At 36.5% G+C, this 18,800-nt stretch carries 20 protein-coding genes; 1 reads left to right on the forward strand and 19 read right to left on the reverse strand.

The genetic code is table 11. The annotated features are described in order from the left end of the window. Positions 1–375 precede the first annotated feature (375 nt). From IGJ18_RS09900 to ccpA, 3 genes are all read right to left on the reverse strand, one after another. Positions 376–1,875 carry a hypothetical protein gene (locus IGJ18_RS09900; protein WP_438843284.1) on the reverse strand — a complete coding sequence of 500 codons (1,500 nt, stop codon included), beginning with the start codon at positions 1,873–1,875 and terminating at the stop codon, positions 376–378. A 128-nt stretch (positions 1,876–2,003) separates the two neighbouring features. Continuing rightward, positions 2,004–2,831, reverse strand: coding sequence for a hypothetical protein (locus IGJ18_RS09905; RefSeq protein WP_438843285.1), 828 nt, complete (start codon positions 2,829–2,831; stop codon positions 2,004–2,006). 224 nt (positions 2,832–3,055) lie between these two features. After that, the gene (gene ccpA, locus IGJ18_RS09910) at positions 3,056–4,057 is read right to left on the reverse strand and encodes a catabolite control protein A (protein ID WP_010718548.1); all 1,002 of its coding nucleotides are present in this window, start codon (positions 4,055–4,057) and stop codon (positions 3,056–3,058) included. Positions 4,058–4,264: 207 nt separating this feature from the next. On the opposite strand from ccpA, the gene IGJ18_RS09915 reads away from it, so the two are divergent. Next, complete coding sequence (locus IGJ18_RS09915; RefSeq protein ID WP_010737965.1) at positions 4,265–5,368, forward strand: M24 family metallopeptidase; 1,104 nt, start codon at positions 4,265–4,267, stop codon at positions 5,366–5,368. Positions 5,369–5,449: 81 nt separating this feature from the next. Here the strand turns inward: IGJ18_RS09915 and IGJ18_RS09920 are convergent, their stop codons facing one another. From IGJ18_RS09920 to pstC, 16 genes are all read right to left on the reverse strand, one after another. Beyond that, positions 5,450–5,581, reverse strand: a complete 132-nt coding sequence (locus tag IGJ18_RS09920) for a hypothetical protein (RefSeq protein WP_278250468.1) — start codon at positions 5,579–5,581, stop codon at positions 5,450–5,452. 267 nt (positions 5,582–5,848) lie between these two features. Beyond that, positions 5,849–6,445, reverse strand: a complete 597-nt coding sequence (locus tag IGJ18_RS09925; protein WP_034699167.1) for a YtxH domain-containing protein — start codon at positions 6,443–6,445, stop codon at positions 5,849–5,851. A gap of 2 nt (positions 6,446–6,447) precedes the next feature. Continuing rightward, positions 6,448–6,888 (reverse strand): DUF948 domain-containing protein, encoded by a 441-nt coding sequence (locus IGJ18_RS09930; RefSeq protein ID WP_010718552.1) that lies wholly within the window; start codon positions 6,886–6,888, stop codon positions 6,448–6,450. Between the two features lie 129 nt (positions 6,889–7,017). Further along, on the reverse strand, positions 7,018–7,956 hold the full coding sequence (gene galU / locus IGJ18_RS09935) for a UTP--glucose-1-phosphate uridylyltransferase GalU (protein WP_010718553.1): 939 nt from the start codon (positions 7,954–7,956) through the stop codon (positions 7,018–7,020). 14 nt (positions 7,957–7,970) lie between these two features. Beyond that, positions 7,971–8,996, reverse strand: a complete 1,026-nt coding sequence (locus tag IGJ18_RS09940; protein ID WP_010718554.1) for an NAD(P)H-dependent glycerol-3-phosphate dehydrogenase — start codon at positions 8,994–8,996, stop codon at positions 7,971–7,973. A 43-nt stretch (positions 8,997–9,039) separates the two neighbouring features. Further along, a complete protein-coding gene (gene lgt / locus IGJ18_RS09945; RefSeq protein WP_010718555.1) occupies positions 9,040–9,870 on the reverse strand; it encodes a prolipoprotein diacylglyceryl transferase in 831 nt (276 codons plus the stop codon). A 14-nt stretch (positions 9,871–9,884) separates the two neighbouring features. Beyond that, complete coding sequence (gene hprK, locus IGJ18_RS09950; protein WP_010718556.1) at positions 9,885–10,823, reverse strand: HPr(Ser) kinase/phosphatase; 939 nt, start codon at positions 10,821–10,823, stop codon at positions 9,885–9,887. 191 nt (positions 10,824–11,014) lie between these two features. Next, entirely contained in the window at positions 11,015–11,365 is a 351-nt protein-coding gene (locus IGJ18_RS09955) for a phage holin family protein (protein WP_010737969.1), read from the reverse strand. Beyond that, complete coding sequence (locus IGJ18_RS09960) at positions 11,365–11,673, reverse strand: PspC domain-containing protein (protein ID WP_438843286.1); 309 nt, start codon at positions 11,671–11,673, stop codon at positions 11,365–11,367. Before IGJ18_RS09960 ends, IGJ18_RS09955 begins: the two co-directional genes overlap by 1 nt. 216 nt (positions 11,674–11,889) lie before the next feature. Beyond that, positions 11,890–13,461 (reverse strand): daptomycin-sensing surface protein LiaX, encoded by a 1,572-nt coding sequence (gene liaX / locus IGJ18_RS09965; RefSeq protein WP_010737970.1) that lies wholly within the window; start codon positions 13,459–13,461, stop codon positions 11,890–11,892. Positions 13,462–13,702: 241 nt separating this feature from the next. Beyond that, on the reverse strand, positions 13,703–14,347 hold the full coding sequence (locus IGJ18_RS09970; RefSeq protein WP_034699165.1) for a hypothetical protein: 645 nt from the start codon (positions 14,345–14,347) through the stop codon (positions 13,703–13,705). 256 nt (positions 14,348–14,603) lie between these two features. Then, positions 14,604–15,281 carry a phosphate signaling complex protein PhoU gene (gene phoU, locus IGJ18_RS09975; RefSeq protein WP_010718561.1) on the reverse strand — a complete coding sequence of 226 codons (678 nt, stop codon included), beginning with the start codon at positions 15,279–15,281 and terminating at the stop codon, positions 14,604–14,606. 12 nt (positions 15,282–15,293) lie between these two features. Next, on the reverse strand, positions 15,294–16,052 hold the full coding sequence (gene pstB / locus IGJ18_RS09980; RefSeq protein ID WP_010718562.1) for a phosphate ABC transporter ATP-binding protein PstB: 759 nt from the start codon (positions 16,050–16,052) through the stop codon (positions 15,294–15,296). 15 nt (positions 16,053–16,067) lie between these two features. Beyond that, on the reverse strand, positions 16,068–16,874 hold the full coding sequence (gene pstB, locus IGJ18_RS09985) for a phosphate ABC transporter ATP-binding protein PstB (protein WP_010718563.1): 807 nt from the start codon (positions 16,872–16,874) through the stop codon (positions 16,068–16,070). Positions 16,875–16,888: 14 nt separating this feature from the next. After that, a complete protein-coding gene (gene pstA, locus IGJ18_RS09990; RefSeq protein WP_010718564.1) occupies positions 16,889–17,773 on the reverse strand; it encodes a phosphate ABC transporter permease PstA in 885 nt (294 codons plus the stop codon). Further along, on the reverse strand, positions 17,773–18,693 hold the full coding sequence (pstC, locus tag IGJ18_RS09995) for a phosphate ABC transporter permease subunit PstC (protein ID WP_010718565.1): 921 nt from the start codon (positions 18,691–18,693) through the stop codon (positions 17,773–17,775). Before pstC ends, pstA begins: the two co-directional genes overlap by 1 nt. Between the last annotated feature and the right edge of the window lie 107 nt (positions 18,694–18,800).

The raw sequence follows: 18,800 nt of genomic DNA on the forward strand, positions 1-18,800 counted from the left end.
ACGAATGTTTACTTATTTCAATCACTAAATCTTTTTTAGAAGTTAAAACGAGAGTGGGACAATAGTTCTTTCTCAATCGTTGGCGATTTGGAAATTATAACCTGGTTTGCGCTGTCCATTTCGCATATAACCGTCTTTCATCCACATAAAGGTGGTAACAGTTAATGTTCTACATTTCGTGGTAAAGTTGTTTGGCTGATGGTATAATTTTTAAACATAAAGCACACTCCTTTGATTTTTGTTTAAGCACTTTAATCATACAAGGTTGTGCTTTTTATGTACCTTAAAATCAAAAAAATGGGGAAATAATCAGATTTTTTTCTGACTATTGTCCCACTCTCGTTTTTATCTGGTTATGGTTTTAAAGAAGCTTTTTTATCTTGCCACTGTTCTACGCCCGGATACTCCATTTTTTTTCTGCCGATTGTTTTTATTTGCTTTTTCCTGAGCTATCCTTTGCCATTGCGGAATGAATTTATCTGTAGTCAATGAATTTAGACTGTTAGTATCTACTTTTTCTAAAGTGCTTTTGTTGCTTTTGTTGCTTTTTTTACTTCCTTTTTTTGTAACTGTTTCCCAAGTCATTTCTTCCGGCTCACTTTGATCCGCTTGATGATCTGTCTGCTGATATTTTCCATTAATAGTCGTCGAAAGTTTAGATTCAGTTCGGTTGGTATCCTCAGCTTTTTTCAAAGATAGGCTTTCACCTTCTTTGGCTTTCATGTCAAACAAGCTTGCAAAGGTTCTAGGGGTAGAAGATTCTTGATGCTCTGTCTGCGGGTTAATTCTATTAATAGTCGTCGAATGTTCAGATTTATTTCGATTGGTATCCTCAGCTTTACTCAAAGGTAGACTTGCACCTTCTTTGGCTTTAAGGATAATCGATCCTTCAAAAGTTCTAAGTTTAGAACACTTTAAATCATTGGTAACAACATTTTCTGAAGTACTTGTGTTACTTCCTTTACTTGTGTCTTTTTCCAAAGTTCCTTTCTCAAACCATTGTTGATTCGCTTCTCCGTATTTCACTAGATTATCTAGCTGATTGTTTCTTTCTGTGCTTGAGTTCTCTTTCCAAGATCTCTCTTTAACTTCTTGTTGCTTAGTACCATTTGATCCTTTAATATGAACTGTCTGTTGCTCATTTCCCTTAATATCCATCGAGAGTTCATTTTTTTTTATGCTGGCACCCTCAGCTTTTTCCAAAGATATTTTGACTTCAGGTCTAATCAATCCTTTAGAGTCGCCTGATAGCTGGTGGTTCCCTTCTTTGACTTTCCTCACGTGTTTACTTTCGATTTCCCACCAATACTCGCTATTATATTCGCTATTTTGCCCTTCAGAATTTTGTATTTTACTCTCATATATATTCGGATGGATTCTTTTACTCTTTTTAGTTTTAACTTCTGTCCAAGTTTGTGGATCACGCTGCTGTTTTTCTCCTACTTTCAAACGTTTGTCGCTAAACTTTTTTTTACTATTTTCAATCAAAGCTTCACGTCTTTTTTTCCCTTTATTGACGGGGTCTAATATCTCTATAGATTGATTGTTTTGAAGTTGGGTAACTTTATTCTTTTCGTTACTTTTATTCAAAATAATATTAAATTTTTCTCTAAAGTCATTATATATTTTATTTACTTCTGAACTAATGCTCTCTAAAATATTATCTATTGTAGTTTCAGACAATTTATTCTGCCTCAAAGTAGAAAGATATTCAAAAGAATAACTCTCCGTAGATAATCCTAAATGTTTTGCTAAGGTATAACCGACCGCTTCTGATTTAAAATATTCTAAATGGTCTTGATCACCGATACTAGTCCATCTTCTCTTATGTATGGCTGAACGCAATAAGATACTCAATTTTTCTTTATCATTCATTCCCGATTGTATCTCGATTGACCTACTTGTAAGTCCTCTGATACTTTGGAATAAAATTTTATAGAGAAATGAATCAACTGTTTGATCTCCTACGTAGTAAGCAGGTCTAGGTATTTCTTGATTTTCCTTTAATTCACTAACATCAAAAACCTGTACTTGAAAATAATCTGTTGGTTTAGAGTTTGTTTTTTTTTTTTGAAAACTTCTCCTGTATATGCTCTAAGGAGGGATTCCGGACACAGATTTAGTTTTTTTTCAAGTTTCTTCCATTCCCAAGCCTGAAGAGCCAATTGGACGTCTGGTTTTTGGGCGATCAAGATTTGGATTATGCTTGAATCTTGCCAAGGAAGATGAGATTTAACAGATAAAAACTTAATAAAATAATCTTCTTCTAGAAAATTTGGAAGTTGTTTTTCTCGATATGCTTCAATCCCTTTTATATCACCTCGTTTGCTCAAATTTTGTATACTTTTATCACTTATTCCCTCATTAAACTTAAGATTGCATATTTCCTCTATTTCTTTTAGAAATAATTCAAGCGTTCCGGTCTTTTTATCGTATACACAATGATTATAATATCCTCTTAGATAATGATAAAAAGCGTCCTTAATTTTTTCCAAATTTTTTTCTATAAACGGTAGGTATAAATCAGCTATCTCTTCACTTTTTATCTTTACTTCTATTACATCTGAAGAGGAAAGATTTAAGGACTGATAGAAAACTAATCCCGGAGAAACAAGATGAGGGTCCTCCTCCAATATTGGCAAAAAAAATACAGAATCTGGATGTTTTGTACTTGTATGAGCTTTAAAAGGAATATACCAATTTCTTTCATTTTGTTCGAACGCAAGATACATTCTTGTTTCTTTATTTAATATCCTATTTTTAGTTTCCTTTGAAGTTATTAAATCATTGTAAACTTCAGGGCGTAGTTTTACAAAATAAAAATCTGACATATACAGTAACTCCTGGCATTTTAGATTTTCTCTTCTGATAGAGATTCCATTTCATTATACGGAATAAAAAGCTAAAATTTGTCCAAATTTTTACAAAAAAATAAATAGTTGTTCTTGTTAACTAGCTAAAAGCTTCAACGAATGTTTACTTATTTCAATCACTGAATCTTTTTAGAGGTTAAAAACACTCCACTAGCATCATCTAGTGGAGTGTTAATCACTTATTATTTCGTCGATCCTTTTTCTTCAATTCCATAAGGTAAGATAATTGTTTTTTCTTCAACTTCTTCTTTATTCATCATTTTTGTTAATAGACGCATTGAAACGGCACCTAAATCATACAATGGTTGTGTGATACTTGTTAGGCGTGGACGTGCAACTTCTGTTAACAATGAGTTATTACTTGTAATGATCTCAAATTCTTCCGGTACTTTCACACCCTTATCTAAAAGTCCATCTAAAATACCGATAGCTAATTCATCATCTGAAACATAAACAGCTGTTGCGCCACTGTTATGAATGCGATCAACTAGGGTTAATCCGTCTTTAAAGTTATACTCTGCTTCAAAGATCAAACCTTCGCTGTAAGGTAAATTATTTTCTTTAAGTGCTTCTTTATATCCTTTCAAGCGATTTTGACCATTGATTGGATCAATCAATGCCCCACTGACAAAGGCAATTTTTTTATTGCCATTCTTAGCTAATTTATTGACAGCATCCTTAGTTGCTGAAGTGTAATCGATATTCACACTTCCAACTTGTTCATCAGGGTCAATTGAGCCAGCCAATACTACAGGAGTCTTAGATCGAGAAAACTCACCACGGATTTCATCAGTGATATGATGTCCCATGAAGATCACGCCATCTACTTGTTTTGCTAACAAGTTATTTAATACATTCACTTCTTTTTGATCATTGCCGTCTGAATTTGCTAAAATGATGTTGTATTTGTACATTGTAGCAACATCATCGATCCCACGTGCTAAAGAAGCAAAAAACATATTGCTGACATCTGGAATGATTACCCCTACTGTCGTTGTCTTCTTACTTGCTAGCCCACGTGCAACAGCATTCGGACGATAGTCCAATCGATCAATGACTTCTAACACTTTTTTTCTAGTCGCAGGTTTGACATTCGGATTCCCGTTAACGACACGTGAAACAGTAGCCATCGAAACATTTGCCTCTCTCGCTACATCATAAATAGTAATTGTTTGCTTTTCCATTCTTGCTCTCCTGTTCATTTTTATATGTTTTCTGAAAATACGCTTTACATTTCTAAAACAGGATAACAAATAATACTCAAAATTGCAACCGTTTTACTACCGCTTTCATGAAAATAATTCATTTTTTCACTTTTATACGTTGGTCTTTGAAACATTAAGTGGTACAATTATCTAATAATTCAATAAATTAGAAAGAAGGATGCCAAAATGAATAACGTAAAAATCAACGAATTACGTAAATGGATGGCTCAAAATCAAGTGGATCTTGCCTATATTAGTGATCCAGGACACATCGCTTATTTTTCAGGATACGAAAGTGAACCCCATGAACGTGTCTTAGCACTATTTATCCCACTTGAACAGGATCCTTTTTTATTCACTCCGGCTTTAGAAGTTGAAGATGCACAAAACAGTGCATGGTCTTTTGATGTTCGTGGCTATTTAGACAGCGAAAATCCTTGGGAAATCATTGGGAAAGAAATTCGTCACCGTTATGGTCAGCCTGGAAATATCGGAATCGAAAAAAATGCGTTAACCGTTGATCGTTTCGATGCCATTTCAGATGTTCTAACTGGTTCTGACAACTTTACTGATTTAACAGCAATCATTCAACGTCTCCAATTAATCAAAACACTGGAAGAAAAAGACCAATTACTTGCTGCTGGTAAATGGGCAGATGTTGCCTTTGAAATCGGCTTTAAGGCAGTAAAAGAAGGTGTTACTGAGCAAGCAATCATTGCAGAAATCGAATATCAACTAAAAAAACAAGGTGTTTCGCAAATGTCGTTTGACACGCTTGTTTTAGCTGGTAAAAACGCAGCAAGCCCCCACGGTGCTCCAGGCAGCACAAAAATTTCGCCTAATGAACTTGTTTTGTTTGATTTAGGTGTTGTTTGGGATGGTTATTGCAGCGATGCTACTCGAACTGTAGCCTATAAAAAACCAACTGAATTTCAGGAAAAAATTTATCAAATCACACTTGAGGCACAATTAGCTGCCCAAGCAGCTGTACGTCCCGGCGTAACGGCTGCCGAACTAGATCAAATTGCAAGAAATGTAATCAATAGCTATGGCTATGGCGAATACTTCAATCATCGTCTAGGTCACGGAATCGGAACCACTGTCCATGAATTTCCTTCCCTTGTAGCAGGAAATGATTTAGTCATCGAAGAAGGCATGTGCTTCTCCCTTGAACCAGGAATCTATATCCCTGATCAAGTAGGTGTTCGAATCGAAGACTGTGTCTATGTGACAAAAGACGGCTGTATTCCATTTACAACTACGCCAAAAGAATTATTGGTTATTGAGTAAGATCGTGAAAGAAGCGGTTAACTCCGAACGAATAAGCGATGATTTTTTAAAATAGCTTCTCATATTTTAGAAAATTATCGTTTATTGTTGAGGAGTTGCTTCTTGAACGCCGTGGATCACTTCTACATCTATTAATGAGTCTAGGGCGACTGTTAGTCCTAGACTCATTTTTTTCTTATCTTCAACCTCACTAATTGTTGTTGACCCATTCATACCAAAGAGCTCTGGTTACCATTAGATTTTACGAATTCTTCTGATCATTCTGGTTCTTTTATAGTGTCTTCACTCTCATGGTGATAAGCATGCTATCAAGTGATTACGCAAATTAGACCTTTACATTATGTATTATTCTAGTAATTATCAAACAAAAAAATATCAAAGCTAGGAAACTTTGCTAGCTTTGATATTCATCACTTGTTCCGTTCGATTAACCAAAATCGAGATAGCATCTATTGATTATTTACAAAAAATAGAAATTGCCTATTTTCCATTGTCAGTAAATGTATCTTTTAAATCTTCTTTTTTAGCTTTTACGTCTTCTTTAGCCATATCTGCCATTGCTTGCGCATCTTTTGCGACTGGTTTTGCTTCAGCAATGCCTTCTTTGACTGTTTGTCCAGCTTCACCTGCAGCATCTTTCGCATTGATCATCATATCTTCAGATGCATCTTTAACTGTTTCATTCATTTGTCCGACTGGCTTTTTAAGCTCATCTGCTGATTTCTTGAAGCGATGAGAAAGATCTTCTGATTGTTCTTTTAATGTTAATAAAATGTCTTCAGACTCATCTTCGACATCATTGGCAGAATGATTGACTTTATTTTTCACGCTACCAGCTAAGTCACCAGCTTGTTGGGATAGATCTTGCGCTTTTTCTTTTGCGATGTCTGTTAATGTCGCTGATTTTTCTTTTGCCATATCCGTGTAGTCTGAAGCCATATCAAGTAAATCATCTGCTTGTGCAGCAAGTTCATCGCGTAGTTCTTTTCCTGACTTTGGTGCTAATAATAATGCTGCGACTGCCGCTGCTGTCCCACCAATAACTGCTCCTAGTAAAAATCCACCTTTTTTTGCCATAATTAAATTCCTCCAGTCTTTTCTGTATGTTTTTTATTTTTGAAAAACTTTAAAGCTGTGCCACCAACTTTTCCAGCCACGGTAGCTTTAGCTGTTGTACGCCCAATCCCACCAACTTTGGTTACGATATTTTTACTTGATGTATTCAATTCTGACACGCTTTCACTTAAATCCGCGATAGCTGTAAATAATGGATCAATCGTTTCTACTTTCCCATTGATGTCTAAAAGCAATTCATTACTTTTGACTAGTAAACCTTCCACCTGCCTTGACAAAAGATCGACATCTTTGGTGACGACTTCAATCGTCGTATTTGCTTCTGCCACTGTTTGATCCACTTTTTCTAATGTTTTTGATAATTGTAACAATACTCTTATGATAAAAACAACGAGGACTGCAAATGCGATGGCCGCAATCAGCCCAGCAATTTCTCCGCCTGTCATACTCGAACTCCCTTCTGATACTCTTTCTATAAGCATAGCATTTTCGCATTTTTTAAACAAATAAAAAATAGCAAAGCTTCAACTACTTTTTTTGGATAAGAGCAGTTGAAGCTTTCATTGCTAAAAAATTTATTTTTTCAGCTCATCTTTTGATTCAATTTTTTTGTTGTCTTTTTTTGGTACCATCGTTTGATCAGCTTCTAATTGTTTCCCTAGCTCTTTGATATATTCTTTTAATGGTTCGCCGACTTCTGGATGAGTCAAGCCGTATTCGATACTGGTTTTCATGAAACCAAACTTGTCACCAACATCATAGCGTTTGCCTGTAAAGTTACGAGCAAATACTCGTTGTGTTTTATTCAATGTATCAATCGCATCTGTCAGTTGGATCTCATTCCCAGCACCTGGTTGTTGTTCTGCCAAAACATCAAAGATTTCGGGAGTTAATAAATAGCGTCCAATAATAGCTAAATTACTTGGTGCTTTACTTGGGTCTGGTTTTTCAACGAAGTTTTTAACATTGAACAATCCTTCTTCTAATTCTTCACCAGGATTAATAATTCCGTATTTAGACGTATCTTTTTGTGGCACTTCCATCACTGCGATTGTTGATGCATGTGTCCGCTCATAGTCATCAATCAATTGTTGTGTCAAAGGTACTTCATCTTCCATGATATCATCACCTAACATCACAACAAAAGGTTCATTACCGATAAAAGCACGGGCTTGTAATACAGCATGTCCTAACCCTTTTGGATGAGATTGACGAATGAAGTGTAGATTTACATCAGTTGTTTCTTCAACCAACTTCAATAATTCTGTTTTCCCTTTTTCACTCAAATTCGTTTCTAACTCGATATTTGAATCAAAATGGTCTTCGATTGGTCGTTTTGCTTTCCCAGTGACGATCAAAATGTCTTCGATCCCTGATTTAAGTGCTTCTTCTACGATAAATTGAATCGTTGGTTTGTCAACGATTGGAAGCATTTCTTTTGCCATCGCTTTTGTTGCAGGTAAAAATCTTGTTCCTAAACCTGCTGCTGGAATAACTGCTTTTTTTACTTTCATTTGTCATCTCTCCTCTAAAAAATTAATCGTGAAAATTCATTTTCTTTTTTTCCATCTCGCAACATGATTTCTCTTGCCGCAATTTGTACATTTTTATTTTCATAAAGTACTTCATAAATTGTTTGAGTGATTGGCATGTCTACACCTACTTGCTGAGCAAGTTCTTTTGCGGCTTTTGTCGTATGGACACCTTCCACAACCATCCCCATATTTTCCAATACTTCTGACAGTTCATGCCCTTTACCTAACAAATTGCCCGCTCGCCAATTTCGCGAATGGATACTAGTACAAGTAACGATCAAATCGCCCACACCACTAAGACCAATAAAAGTCAATGGGTTGGCACCCATGGCAACACCTAAACGACTGATTTCAGCTAAACCTCTAGTCATAATAGCAGCTTTTGCATTATCCCCGAAACCTAATCCGTGGATTGCTCCTGCACCAAGAGCAATAATATTTTTCAATGCAGCCCCCATTTCAACCCCAATCACATCAGGGTTGGTATAAATCCTAAAATAATGATTCATGAATAACCTTTGGACAAAGGAAGCTGTTTTTTGATCTGTGCTAGCAGCTGTGATCGTAGTAATGTCATGATTTGCTACTTCTTCTGCGTGACTCGGACCAGATAAAACAGCAATGGATTGACGTTTGTCACTCGGGATCTCTTCTAAAAGAATTTCTGAGATCCGTTTGTGTGTTTCCTGTTCTAGACCCTTGCTTGCATGAATGATTACAGGCTTGGTATTCAATTTAGTGACCACCTCTTGTGCTACAGAGCGAATGGCTCGTGTCGGAATCACGAATAACAAGGCATCAATATCTTGAACTGCCTGTTCCAACTCACTAAAACCACGGATTGACGTTGACAAATGATAGTCGGGTAAATATTTTTGATTGGTGTGTTGTTGGTTGATCTCGTCTATTTGCGATTGACGATGTCCCCATAGGCGAACATCATGTCCATTTTCAGCAAGAACTTGCGCAAGAGCTGTCCCCCATGAGCCAGCTCCTAAGACTGCCACCCTATATTTCATTTTACCACTCCTGCTATTTTTTTCATTTTTTTAGCTCTGTAAATTAGATAATCATTTGATTTTTACCAAAAGTGCGATCGTAATCTGGTAAATTTCCTTTTTTTCTACGCCAGATAAACAGAATAATTGTCCCAACGAATAAAAAGGCTGACAACAATTGGGAGATACGAATAACACCTAAGAAGTATAAACTATCTGTCCGTAATCCTTCGATAAAAAAGCGCCCGAAGCTGTACCACATCACATAAACAAGTAAAACTTCTCCTTTTTTCAGTAAATGCTTTTTGTTTCTTAAAAATAGGAGTAGGATAAAGCCAATCAAACTCCAAACGGATTCATATAAAAAGGTAGGTTGACGATAAAAACCTTCAATGTACATATTATCAATTATGAATCTTGGGATATGAAGATTTTCTAAAAAGATTCTCGTCGTGACAGGGCCATAAGCTTCATGATTCATAAAATTTCCCCAGCGCCCAATTGCTTGAGCGAGTAGGACACTTGGTGCTGCTATATCTAAAAATGTCCACATGGAAATAAAGTGGTATTTGGTAAAGAAGTATAAAGTAATGGCACCTGCGATTAATCCACCATAAATAGCTAACCCGCCAGAACGGATATTGAATATTTGAATAGGATCAGCTATATATTGTGGTAAATCAAATAAAATATAGTACAACCGTGCGCCAATAATTGAAAGTGGCAATCCCCACAACATAAAATCAGTGACATCCTCAGATTTTAAGCCAACTCGTACGGCTTCACGGCTACTTAGCCACATGGCAATAATTATTCCCGATACAATGATCAAAGCATACCAATAGATTGGTATTCCTAAAAGATTGAACGCTACCCGATCGATTTGCGCTATCATGTTTCCACTCCTTGCTATTGTGCCCCTGAATTTTCTTCGATCAGACGACTTAATCTTTCTTCAAACGTTTTTGTTGCATCAAATCCCATCGTTTTTGCTCGGAAATTCATTGCTGCAACTTCGATGATGATGGCCACGTTTCGTCCAGTTTTGACAGGTATTTTTATTTGTGGAATCCCCACTTCTGCAATTTCCACAGAAGTATCTTCAGAACCTAGTCGATCATATTTTTTGTCCTTCGCCCAGGCTTCTAAATAAACGGCTAACTGCACTTGCATTGAACCACGGACAGCACTTGCTCCAAACAAGTTCATGACATCAATGATTCCGATCCCTCTGATTTCTATCAAGTGTTCTAAGATTTTTGGTGGTTCACCAATGACTGTCAGTTCATCTTGTTGATAAACATCTACTCGGTCATCAGCAATCAGGCGATGACCACGTTTGATTAATTCTAATGCGGTTTCACTCTTACCAATTCCGCTATCCCCTTGAATGAGTACACCTAACCCATAAACATCGACTAGCACACCATGAACGCTCGTTCTAGGAGCTAAACGACCATCTAAATAACTAGATAATTCTCCAAGCAAACGGGATGTGGAGATTGGTGAACGTAAGACAGCCATACCGTATTCGTTGGCTGCTTGAATCATTTCTTCAGAAGCTGGAAGCCCCCGAGAAATAATGAATGCTGGCATATCCTCACTGCACAATCTTCTCATGATCATCAGTCTTTCTTCCGGCATCATCCGTTCAGCAAAGCTAATCTCTTTGCTCCCAAATAATTGTAAACGATCATGTGAATAATAATTAAAATAACCGGTCAATTCTAAACCAGGTCTTGAGATGTCACCAGTTACGATAACACGCTCCAAACTCTTTTCATCACCAGTCACTATTTCTAATGATAATTTTTCTACTAATTGGCTTACTTTTACAACTTCTGCCATTCGTGCTACCTCATTTCTATTAGAGTGTTCCTTCCCATTTTATCATTGTCTGACAAAAAGTACTACCAAATAAAAAAAACGTTTTTATTTTAAATTCACTTTTTTTATAAAACAAAGCAAAAAGGTACAACCAGGGAATTTAAAACATTTCCCATGGATGTACCCTTTTAGTCATTATCGATTGTTCACGTTTACCTTCTACTATTGTGTTCACTGACAATCATATTCACCACTGACATGATCACAGCAATCAAAAAAGCTGAACCAAAGGAAGCAAAATTAAAATTAGATGCTCCAACAAAAAAGGAAGTCATCTTCAAGATTGCCGCATTGATGACAAATGTGAACAAGCCCAGTGTCACTAAAGTGAATGGTAGTGATAAAATTGTTAGAATAGGTTTGATGAACATATTCAAGATGGACAATACGAAACTTGCTAAAATAGCTGTCCAAATACTATCTACATAAATCATCGTCGGAAAAATCACTGCCAGAGAGATGAACGTCAACGTATTCACGATGAGGCGCTGAAGATAAGACATTAGAAGTCACTCCATTCGTCAGCATTGACCTTTTCCGCCTCTTTACGTTTTTTTGTTTGTTCATGATGATAATTATTATTTTGATAATATTGGTTTTCATGCCCATAACGAGTCTGTTTGTTTCGTCCAGAAGGGATGAGCAAAGCCAATAAAATATATAAGATAACTGGACTTCCAAATGCCACTAAGCTTAGGAATACATAGATCACACGAACTACCGTTGGATCAATTCCAAGATATTCTGCGATCCCAGCTAATGTACCAGTCAAAACAATATTTTTATTTGATTTTGTCAATTTTCTTTTCATTTTACTTTCACCTCTGTTCTATTCATTTTAATGGAAGAAAAAGAGTGTGACAATAGATAAACTGTTCATTCTCACTACACTTTTTCTCCAAAGATTTTTGCTTTTCCTCGTTAAAGGAACGAATGACCAAGTATCATCGTCTAATAGTGAACGTACATCCCACTTATCAATCCTGCTTTCGATTGTTAGAATAAGCTAACTCACCGGTTGATTACTTTATTGATCCGTATCTTTTAAATAAATACTACCAGTCGTAGTCGATAATTGGATTCTAGCTACCTCATTTTCAGAGAGACGACGGAACTGTAGTAATTGATTGGTCCGTTCTTTTTTTTCACGGATTACTTCATAATCAGTCAGGCGGCTGTTGATGCTGCCTAAACTTGTTTTCGCATTACCTTCCATGCCAATTCCTGTTGGTAAAGCTACTTTGACATTGCCATTGACTGAACTTGCTTCAATTTTTTTCAAATGTTCTTCTTTCATTGTCAACCGTACATCCCCATTAACGAGAGAAACGGAAAGATTTTCAGGGGTTGTTCCTACAGTGACCGTACCATTCACTGTTTCGATGATCGAATCTAAGATTGCACCTGATTGAACATCGATATTCCCATTAACGCCTTCAATTTCAAGCATGGTTGCTTGTAATTTTTGAATGACGATATTTCCATTTGTCGATTTGGTGTACACATCTTTACCTTCTAAGTCGTTAATCGTAATATTCCCATTTAACAATTTGATTGCTGTATGGTCATATACTCGTTTTGGTAAATAAAAGACTAGATCCGCACGTACACGTTTATTTGGAATTTGGAATGAGACATGCTCATCATTGACTTCAATTTGACTACGTTCTAAGAATGCCTCGAATGGTTCTGCATTCATTTTACCGTATAATTTGATTTTAGCTTCAACTTTCACATCTTCACTTTCCCAAGTTTTCAATGTGACATTTCCGTTTGCAGCTTTGATATCAAGAATACTTGCTGCAGGTGCTTCATAATAAAATTCGTGTTCAAATTTTGTCGTTGCGATACCTGGTACACGGAGATTGACATCTTTCCATTCCATGTTTTCATTAACTGTTTCCGATACCGTTTGGAATGTCTTCCGCAAAAACTTGCCTAGCTGAGAACCAGCTTCAGACATTTTTTCTCCAACTTGGTTCAATGTATCGTTGGCTTGTTCTTTCCAGTCATCCGGTAACTCAAATTTATCAGCAATTGTTTCTTTCTTTTCTGTCCATTGGTTTTTGCGAATATCTTTTAATTCTGCTTCTAGTTTCAATTGTTCTTCTGTTAATTGTTCACTCGCAGCTTCTAATTCCTTGATCTCAGATTCAAGAGTCTTTCTTTGGAGAAGCTCATCTTCTGTTAGTTCATCCAATTCTTCTTTGGTATTCAGCTGCATCAATGTTTCCTGTTTGTCATTGCGTGCCGCTTTATTTTGTGCTAACTTTTCATTCACTTCGTCTAAATGAGCCGACGTTTGATTGGCTTGTGTTGCTAACTCATCTAAGATACGTTCCAAATTTTCTTGATCTTCTTTTTCATTTTGTTTTGGATCGGCATTAAAATGGATTTCTTCTGATGTGCCATTTTCCAATTCATCGATCAATTGAGTTGCTTGATCTTTTTCTTTATGACTAGCAGTTACTTTATCTGCTTCTTTTGCGATTTGCTTTTCATCTTTCTCAGTTGCCATGCTTTCTAATAAATCTAAGCCCTCTTCAGTGGAAAGGATCCCTTTTTTAACTAAGTCTAAAATACGTTCTCTTTCTTTCATGGAAATTGCCTCCTTAAGCAAATATAGTTTGCAAGCTTTTCCTTACATTCATATTATGCACGGAATGGAAGAAAAAGTCATAGGACTTAAGTTGTAACTTTTTCTCCAACTTGAGTTACTGAACGATTTACTTCCCATTGAACCAGCCAATAATGCTTTAAAAACAATATTTCTTTCCCTTTTTATGGCAAGAAATATTGTTTTCTAATTTTTTATGAATTATGTATGAATATTATGGATATTAAAAAAGCAATTGGATAAATGACCATAAATAGCGTATAACACGAAACAGGATAACTAGTAAAAATATATTTCCGACAATAAAACGTCCCATATTACCAATGCTTTCTTTTAAATTACTAAATGTAAACCGACGCAAAAAACGTGGCATTGAATGATAGCCGTTTCGCTTCAAACGAAACTTTTCTTCATAGGTTAGTTCAAGCATATCATAATAAACAATTTGAAGTGGTTCACGCGGAAAAAAGGACTTGGAGAATCCAACCATCAATGTATATTGTTTATTCCTTGACGGCAAATTACGCATACCAGTTTTGTTAATCCTGACACTCTTGTCTTCAAGATCATTATAGCTATACTCTGCTTCTTGGATCTTAACGATTTTTGCTTCTGGTTGATTTATCTCTAGATATTTTTGATAGACCTCTGGAAATTTTTGTTTTTGCAGATAAAGATAAATACCTCCCCCAGCAATGATTATCATCAGTAAAACATTATAAAGCAAATGTTCCTGAAAGATGCCTGTATAAGCCAGAACAATCACGAGTACGAATGCTAAGATTAGAATTCGCTTCCAATAATAACTTTGATACATTCTTTTGATTGTGCGCTCATAATAAGCAAAATCTTGCTCAACAAATTTCATCTTCTTTCACTCCTTTTCATCTCTATGCTCTTATTATAATTGAACGAGTTGAAAAAACAAAGACTAGTCGCTGAATTTCGATTATACAAATGACAATTAGTCTTGACCTTTTTCTCTCAGAGAAGTCAGCAATATTCACTCTAAGTCTTCAAGTTACAAAAAAACCGAAGAATTCCTAGGATATTTCCTATTTTGGAATTTTTCGGCTTATTTCTTATAACTCACACGTTGATCGTTACTTTTCAATCTTCAAGAGTTAGAAAATTTCGTTATGATTTGAGTTTAATTCGGTGATTTTTCCTGTAGCTAGATACACGATCCATTCACAAATATTCGTTACATAATCGCCAATCCGTTCTAAGTAGCTGGCAACATTTAGATAATCTGTCCCACTGATGACTGTTTCTGGATCAGACTGCATATTTTTGATCGTTGCATTGTAGATGCGATTGAAATAATCATTGACCCGTTGATCCATATTTGCGATCGTTCGAGCATCTTTTTCATCTGTTTTGACGTAAGCAACCAACACATTGTCCACCATTTTTTTGACATAATCAGACATATCAGAGATTTCTTTTTCGATCTCTGGGATTCTGGTTTGACCTTTCACACGGATCGTTGATTTGGCAACTGAAACCGCATGATCTGCCATTCGTTCCAAATCAGAACTAGCTTTCATCACGGTAATAATCATCCGTAAGTCTGTAGTCACTGGTTGTTGCAAAGCAATCATTTCAAAACTTTTTTTCTCTAAACGTGTTTCCATGTCGTTGATTTTAATATCATTTTCGATCACTTCTTGAGCAAGTGCTTTATCATGTTTGATATAAGAACGAACTGATTTATGCACTGCACTACTTACCATCATCCCCATCTCATAAAATTGATTATGAAGGTTAAGTAGTTCTTCTTCAAACTGTGTACGTAACATTTCGTTTCCTCCTTATCCAAATCGCCCTGAGATATAGTCTTCCGTTTCTTGTTTTTCTGGAGTCATAAAGATTTTTTTCGTATCATTGAACTCAATTAAATTCCCATCTAAGAAAAAGGCTGTTTTATCAGAAATCCGTGAAGCTTGTGACATATTATGCGTAACTATAATCATAGTATATCTTTCCTTTAATTCCAAGAGCATGCTTTCAATTTTCCCAGTAGAAACAGGATCAAGCGCACTAGTTGGCTCATCTAACAAAATAATTTCTGGATTGACGGCTAACACTCTTGCAATGCATACCCGTTGTTGTTGACCACCTGATAAGGATAAGGCACTTTTATGCAGTTTGTCTTTGACATCATCCCACACAGATGCAGCCTTTAAACTTTCTTCGACTACTTGATCAAGGACTTTTTTATCTTTTTCGCCTTTTAGTTTTAACCCATAGATCACATTTTCGTAAATCGAAAAGGGAAAAGGATTTGGTTGTTGGAAGACCATTCCAATTTCTTTACGCAATTCAACAATGTCCGTTTTAGGGCCATAGATATCTTTTCCTTTATACAGGACACTTCCAGTGATCGTCACACTCGGTATCAAATCATTCATTCGATTCAATGAGCGTAGATAAGTTGATTTACCACAGCCAGAAGGACCAATCATCGCTGTGATTTCGCCTTGATTGAAGCTTAGATCGATTCCTTTTAACGCTTCTTTTTTTCCATAATATAAGTGAAGATCTTTTGATGAGATAATTTCTTTTGTCATAACGAATCCTCCGTCTTACCCAAAATGACCCGATACATAATCTTCGGTCGCTTTAATTTTTGGTCTAGTAAATATCTTATTCGTTTTATCGTATTCGATCGCTTTTCCTAAGTAGAAAAAGGCAGTATAGTCACTGATACGAGCTGCTTGTTGCATGTTATGGGTCACAATGATGATCGTGTAATCATCTTTTAGATTCACCAATGTTTCTTCCACTGTCCCAGTAGAAATCGGATCAAGTGCGCTGGCTGGTTCATCTAATAACAAGATATCCGGTTTCATCGCAATCGCACGTGCAATACATAAACGTTGTTGTTGACCACCTGACAAGGCTAAAGCACTTTTATCCAGGCTATCTTTTACTTGATCCCATAATGCGGCTTGTTTCAAGCTGGTCTCAACGATCTCATCTAATTTCTTCTTGTTCTTTTCGCCATGTTGCTTCAATGCAAACGTGATATTTTCATAGATTGATTTACTAAATGGATTTGGTCGTTGGAAAACCATTCCGATTCGCTTACGCATCTCATAGACATCAATTTGTGGCGCATTGATATCGACATCTTTGTACATGATTTTACCAGTTACCTTAGTATTTGCGATCCCATCATTCATCCGATTCAACGAACGTAAATAAGTAGACTTACCACAGCCAGAAGGACCGATTAAAGCTGTGATCTTATTCTTTTCAAATTCCAGATCAACACCTTTGATTGCTTCGTTGTCACCGTACCAAACATGAAGATCATCTGTATAAAGGGCAATTTCTTTTTCTTGACCCATTGTGATGATATTTCTTTCATTCCAATTATATTCTTTCATCTTACTTCTTCTCCTTAAGCTGAAGTCATTTTCCGGTATAAACGTTTACCAATCGCACGAGCACCAAAATTGAATAGTAATACTGCGATAATTAAGACCGCAGATGCTCCAGCAGATACTGATACGCCATCTGGCATCGTTCCTTCCGTATTGATTTTCCAAATATGAACAGCTAGTGTTTCAGCTTGACGGAAAATACTGATTGGACTAGAGACACTCAATGGATTCCAGTTTGAGAAATCAAGTGCAGGCGCGCTTTGCCCAGCTGTATAGATCAAAGCTGCTGCTTCCCCAAAAATTCTCCCTGAGCTTAAAATGACTCCTGTTAAAATCCCTGGAGTTGCCTCAGGTACAACTACACGAATCACTGTTTCCCAACGTGACAAACCTAATGCAAGCCCTGCCTCACGCTGTGTGTAATGCACCGCTTGTAAAGATTCTTCTACCGTTCTCGTCAATAGAGGTAAGTTAAAAACTGTTAAAGCTAGTGCCCCAGAGATAATGGAGAAGCCATACTGGAATTGGATAACAAAAACTAAAAAGCCAAACAAACCAACGACTACAGATGGTAATGAGCTTAATATTTCAATTGAAGTACGGATAACATCAGTCAACCAGTTTTTACCAGCATATTCCGAAAGGTAAATACCGGCTCCTAAAGAAAGCGGAAAACTGATGATCATCGTGATCAATAATAAATAAATCGAGTTAAATAATTGGATACCGATTCCGCCGCCTACTTGATAGGCTTTTGATGGTTCAGTTAAAAATGACCAAGAGATATGAGGAATTCCTCGAACTAAAATATATAAAAGTAACGCAGCTAAGATTAATACAATAATTCCCGATATTGCATAAAGGACTCCCGTTGCGATTTTATCAGAGCGTTTTGCGTTCATTATTTCAATGCCCCTTTCTTACCAATCATTCGGATCACGATATTAAAGATTAATGACATCAATAGCAAGATCAAAGCTAATGACCATAACACGTTGTTTTCAATTGTTCCCATGATCGTATTTCCGATCCCCATTGTTAAAATCGATGTCAATGTTGAAGCAGGAGTTGTTAATCCTGTTGGCATCAAGGCAGCATTCCCGATGACCATTTGGATCGCTAATGCTTCACCAAATGCACGTGCCATACCAAATACAACGGCTGTCAAGATTCCCGGTACAGCAGCTCGTAAAACGACTTTATAGATCGTTTGCCAACGTGTAGCTCCTAAAGCTAATGATGCTTCACGATAATGACGCGGCACAGCTTTTAAGGCATCGACTGTCATAGTCGTCACAGTTGGTAAGATCATGACAAACAAAACAAATGTCCCAGCTAAAATACCAAAACCAGTTCCGCCAAAAATGTTTCGGATAAATGGTACGATGACTGATAATCCAATAAAACCATAAACAACAGATGGAATACCAACTAATAGTTCAATGACTGGTTGCAAGATTTTTGTGCCATTTTTTGGAGATATCTCTGTCATGAAGACCGCTGCACCGATGGCAAAAGGTGTCGCGATGATCGCAGATAAAAAAGTAACGATAAACGAACCAGCGATCATTGGTAATGCCCCGACCATCGGTTTACCATCTGCACCAATTTGTCCAGGATTCCAATTCGTTCCAAACAAGAAATCAAATACGTTGATTTTATCAACGAAAAAGGTCGCTAATCCTTTACTTGCAACAAAATAAAAAATGGCTACTACTACTAGAACGATCAAGGCGATACATAAGAAGCTGATGAATTTACCACGCTGCTCCATTTTTGAACGTTTTGATTTTGTTAATAATACTTTTTTCACATCTTCCACAGATGATTCCCCCCCAGTAAGGTTTAACATACTTATACAGTGTACAAAGCGAACATCAATTTGAGTTTAATAACATGTAAAATTTATGCGAAGTTTGTAAAGATTGT

The organism is Enterococcus sp. AZ078, from assembly GCF_051714985.1.
In the GTDB taxonomy this organism is placed as follows: domain Bacteria; phylum Bacillota; class Bacilli; order Lactobacillales; family Enterococcaceae; genus Enterococcus_B; species Enterococcus_B hirae.

Coding starts and splice junctions, on each gene's coding strand:
- IGJ18_RS09940 (WP_010718554.1), bottom strand. CDS start 8,996: ATGAAATATAGGGTGGCAGTCTTAGGAGCTGGCTCATGGGGGACAGCT.
- IGJ18_RS09955 (WP_010737969.1), bottom strand. CDS start 11,365: ATGTCTTATCTTCAGCGCCTCATCGTGAATACGTTGACGTTCATCTCT.
- hprK (WP_010718556.1), bottom strand. CDS start 10,823: ATGGCAGAAGTTGTAAAAGTAAGCCAATTAGTAGAAAAATTATCATTA.
- liaX (WP_010737970.1), bottom strand. CDS start 13,461: ATGAAAGAAAGAGAACGTATTTTAGACTTAGTTAAAAAAGGGATCCTT.
- IGJ18_RS09900 (WP_438843284.1), bottom strand. CDS start 1,875: ATGAATGATAAAGAAAAATTGAGTATCTTATTGCGTTCAGCCATACAT.
- IGJ18_RS09905 (WP_438843285.1), bottom strand. CDS start 2,831: ATGTCAGATTTTTATTTTGTAAAACTACGCCCTGAAGTTTACAATGAT.
- ccpA (WP_010718548.1), bottom strand. CDS start 4,057: ATGGAAAAGCAAACAATTACTATTTATGATGTAGCGAGAGAGGCAAAT.
- phoU (WP_010718561.1), bottom strand. CDS start 15,281: ATGTTACGTACACAGTTTGAAGAAGAACTACTTAACCTTCATAATCAA.
- pstB (WP_010718563.1), bottom strand. CDS start 16,874: ATGAAAGAATATAATTGGAATGAAAGAAATATCATCACAATGGGTCAA.
- IGJ18_RS09970 (WP_034699165.1), bottom strand. CDS start 14,347: ATGAAATTTGTTGAGCAAGATTTTGCTTATTATGAGCGCACAATCAAA.
- pstB (WP_010718562.1), bottom strand. CDS start 16,052: ATGACAAAAGAAATTATCTCATCAAAAGATCTTCACTTATATTATGGA.
- IGJ18_RS09915 (WP_010737965.1), top strand. CDS start 4,265: ATGAATAACGTAAAAATCAACGAATTACGTAAATGGATGGCTCAAAAT.
- pstA (WP_010718564.1), bottom strand. CDS start 17,773: ATGAACGCAAAACGCTCTGATAAAATCGCAACGGGAGTCCTTTATGCA.
- IGJ18_RS09930 (WP_010718552.1), bottom strand. CDS start 6,888: ATGACAGGCGGAGAAATTGCTGGGCTGATTGCGGCCATCGCATTTGCA.
- galU (WP_010718553.1), bottom strand. CDS start 7,956: ATGAAAGTAAAAAAAGCAGTTATTCCAGCAGCAGGTTTAGGAACAAGA.
- IGJ18_RS09960 (WP_438843286.1), bottom strand. CDS start 11,673: ATGAAAAGAAAATTGACAAAATCAAATAAAAATATTGTTTTGACTGGT.
- lgt (WP_010718555.1), bottom strand. CDS start 9,870: ATGATAGCGCAAATCGATCGGGTAGCGTTCAATCTTTTAGGAATACCA.
- IGJ18_RS09920 (WP_278250468.1), bottom strand. CDS start 5,581: ATGAATGGGTCAACAACAATTAGTGAGGTTGAAGATAAGAAAAAAATG.
- IGJ18_RS09925 (WP_034699167.1), bottom strand. CDS start 6,445: ATGGCAAAAAAAGGTGGATTTTTACTAGGAGCAGTTATTGGTGGGACA.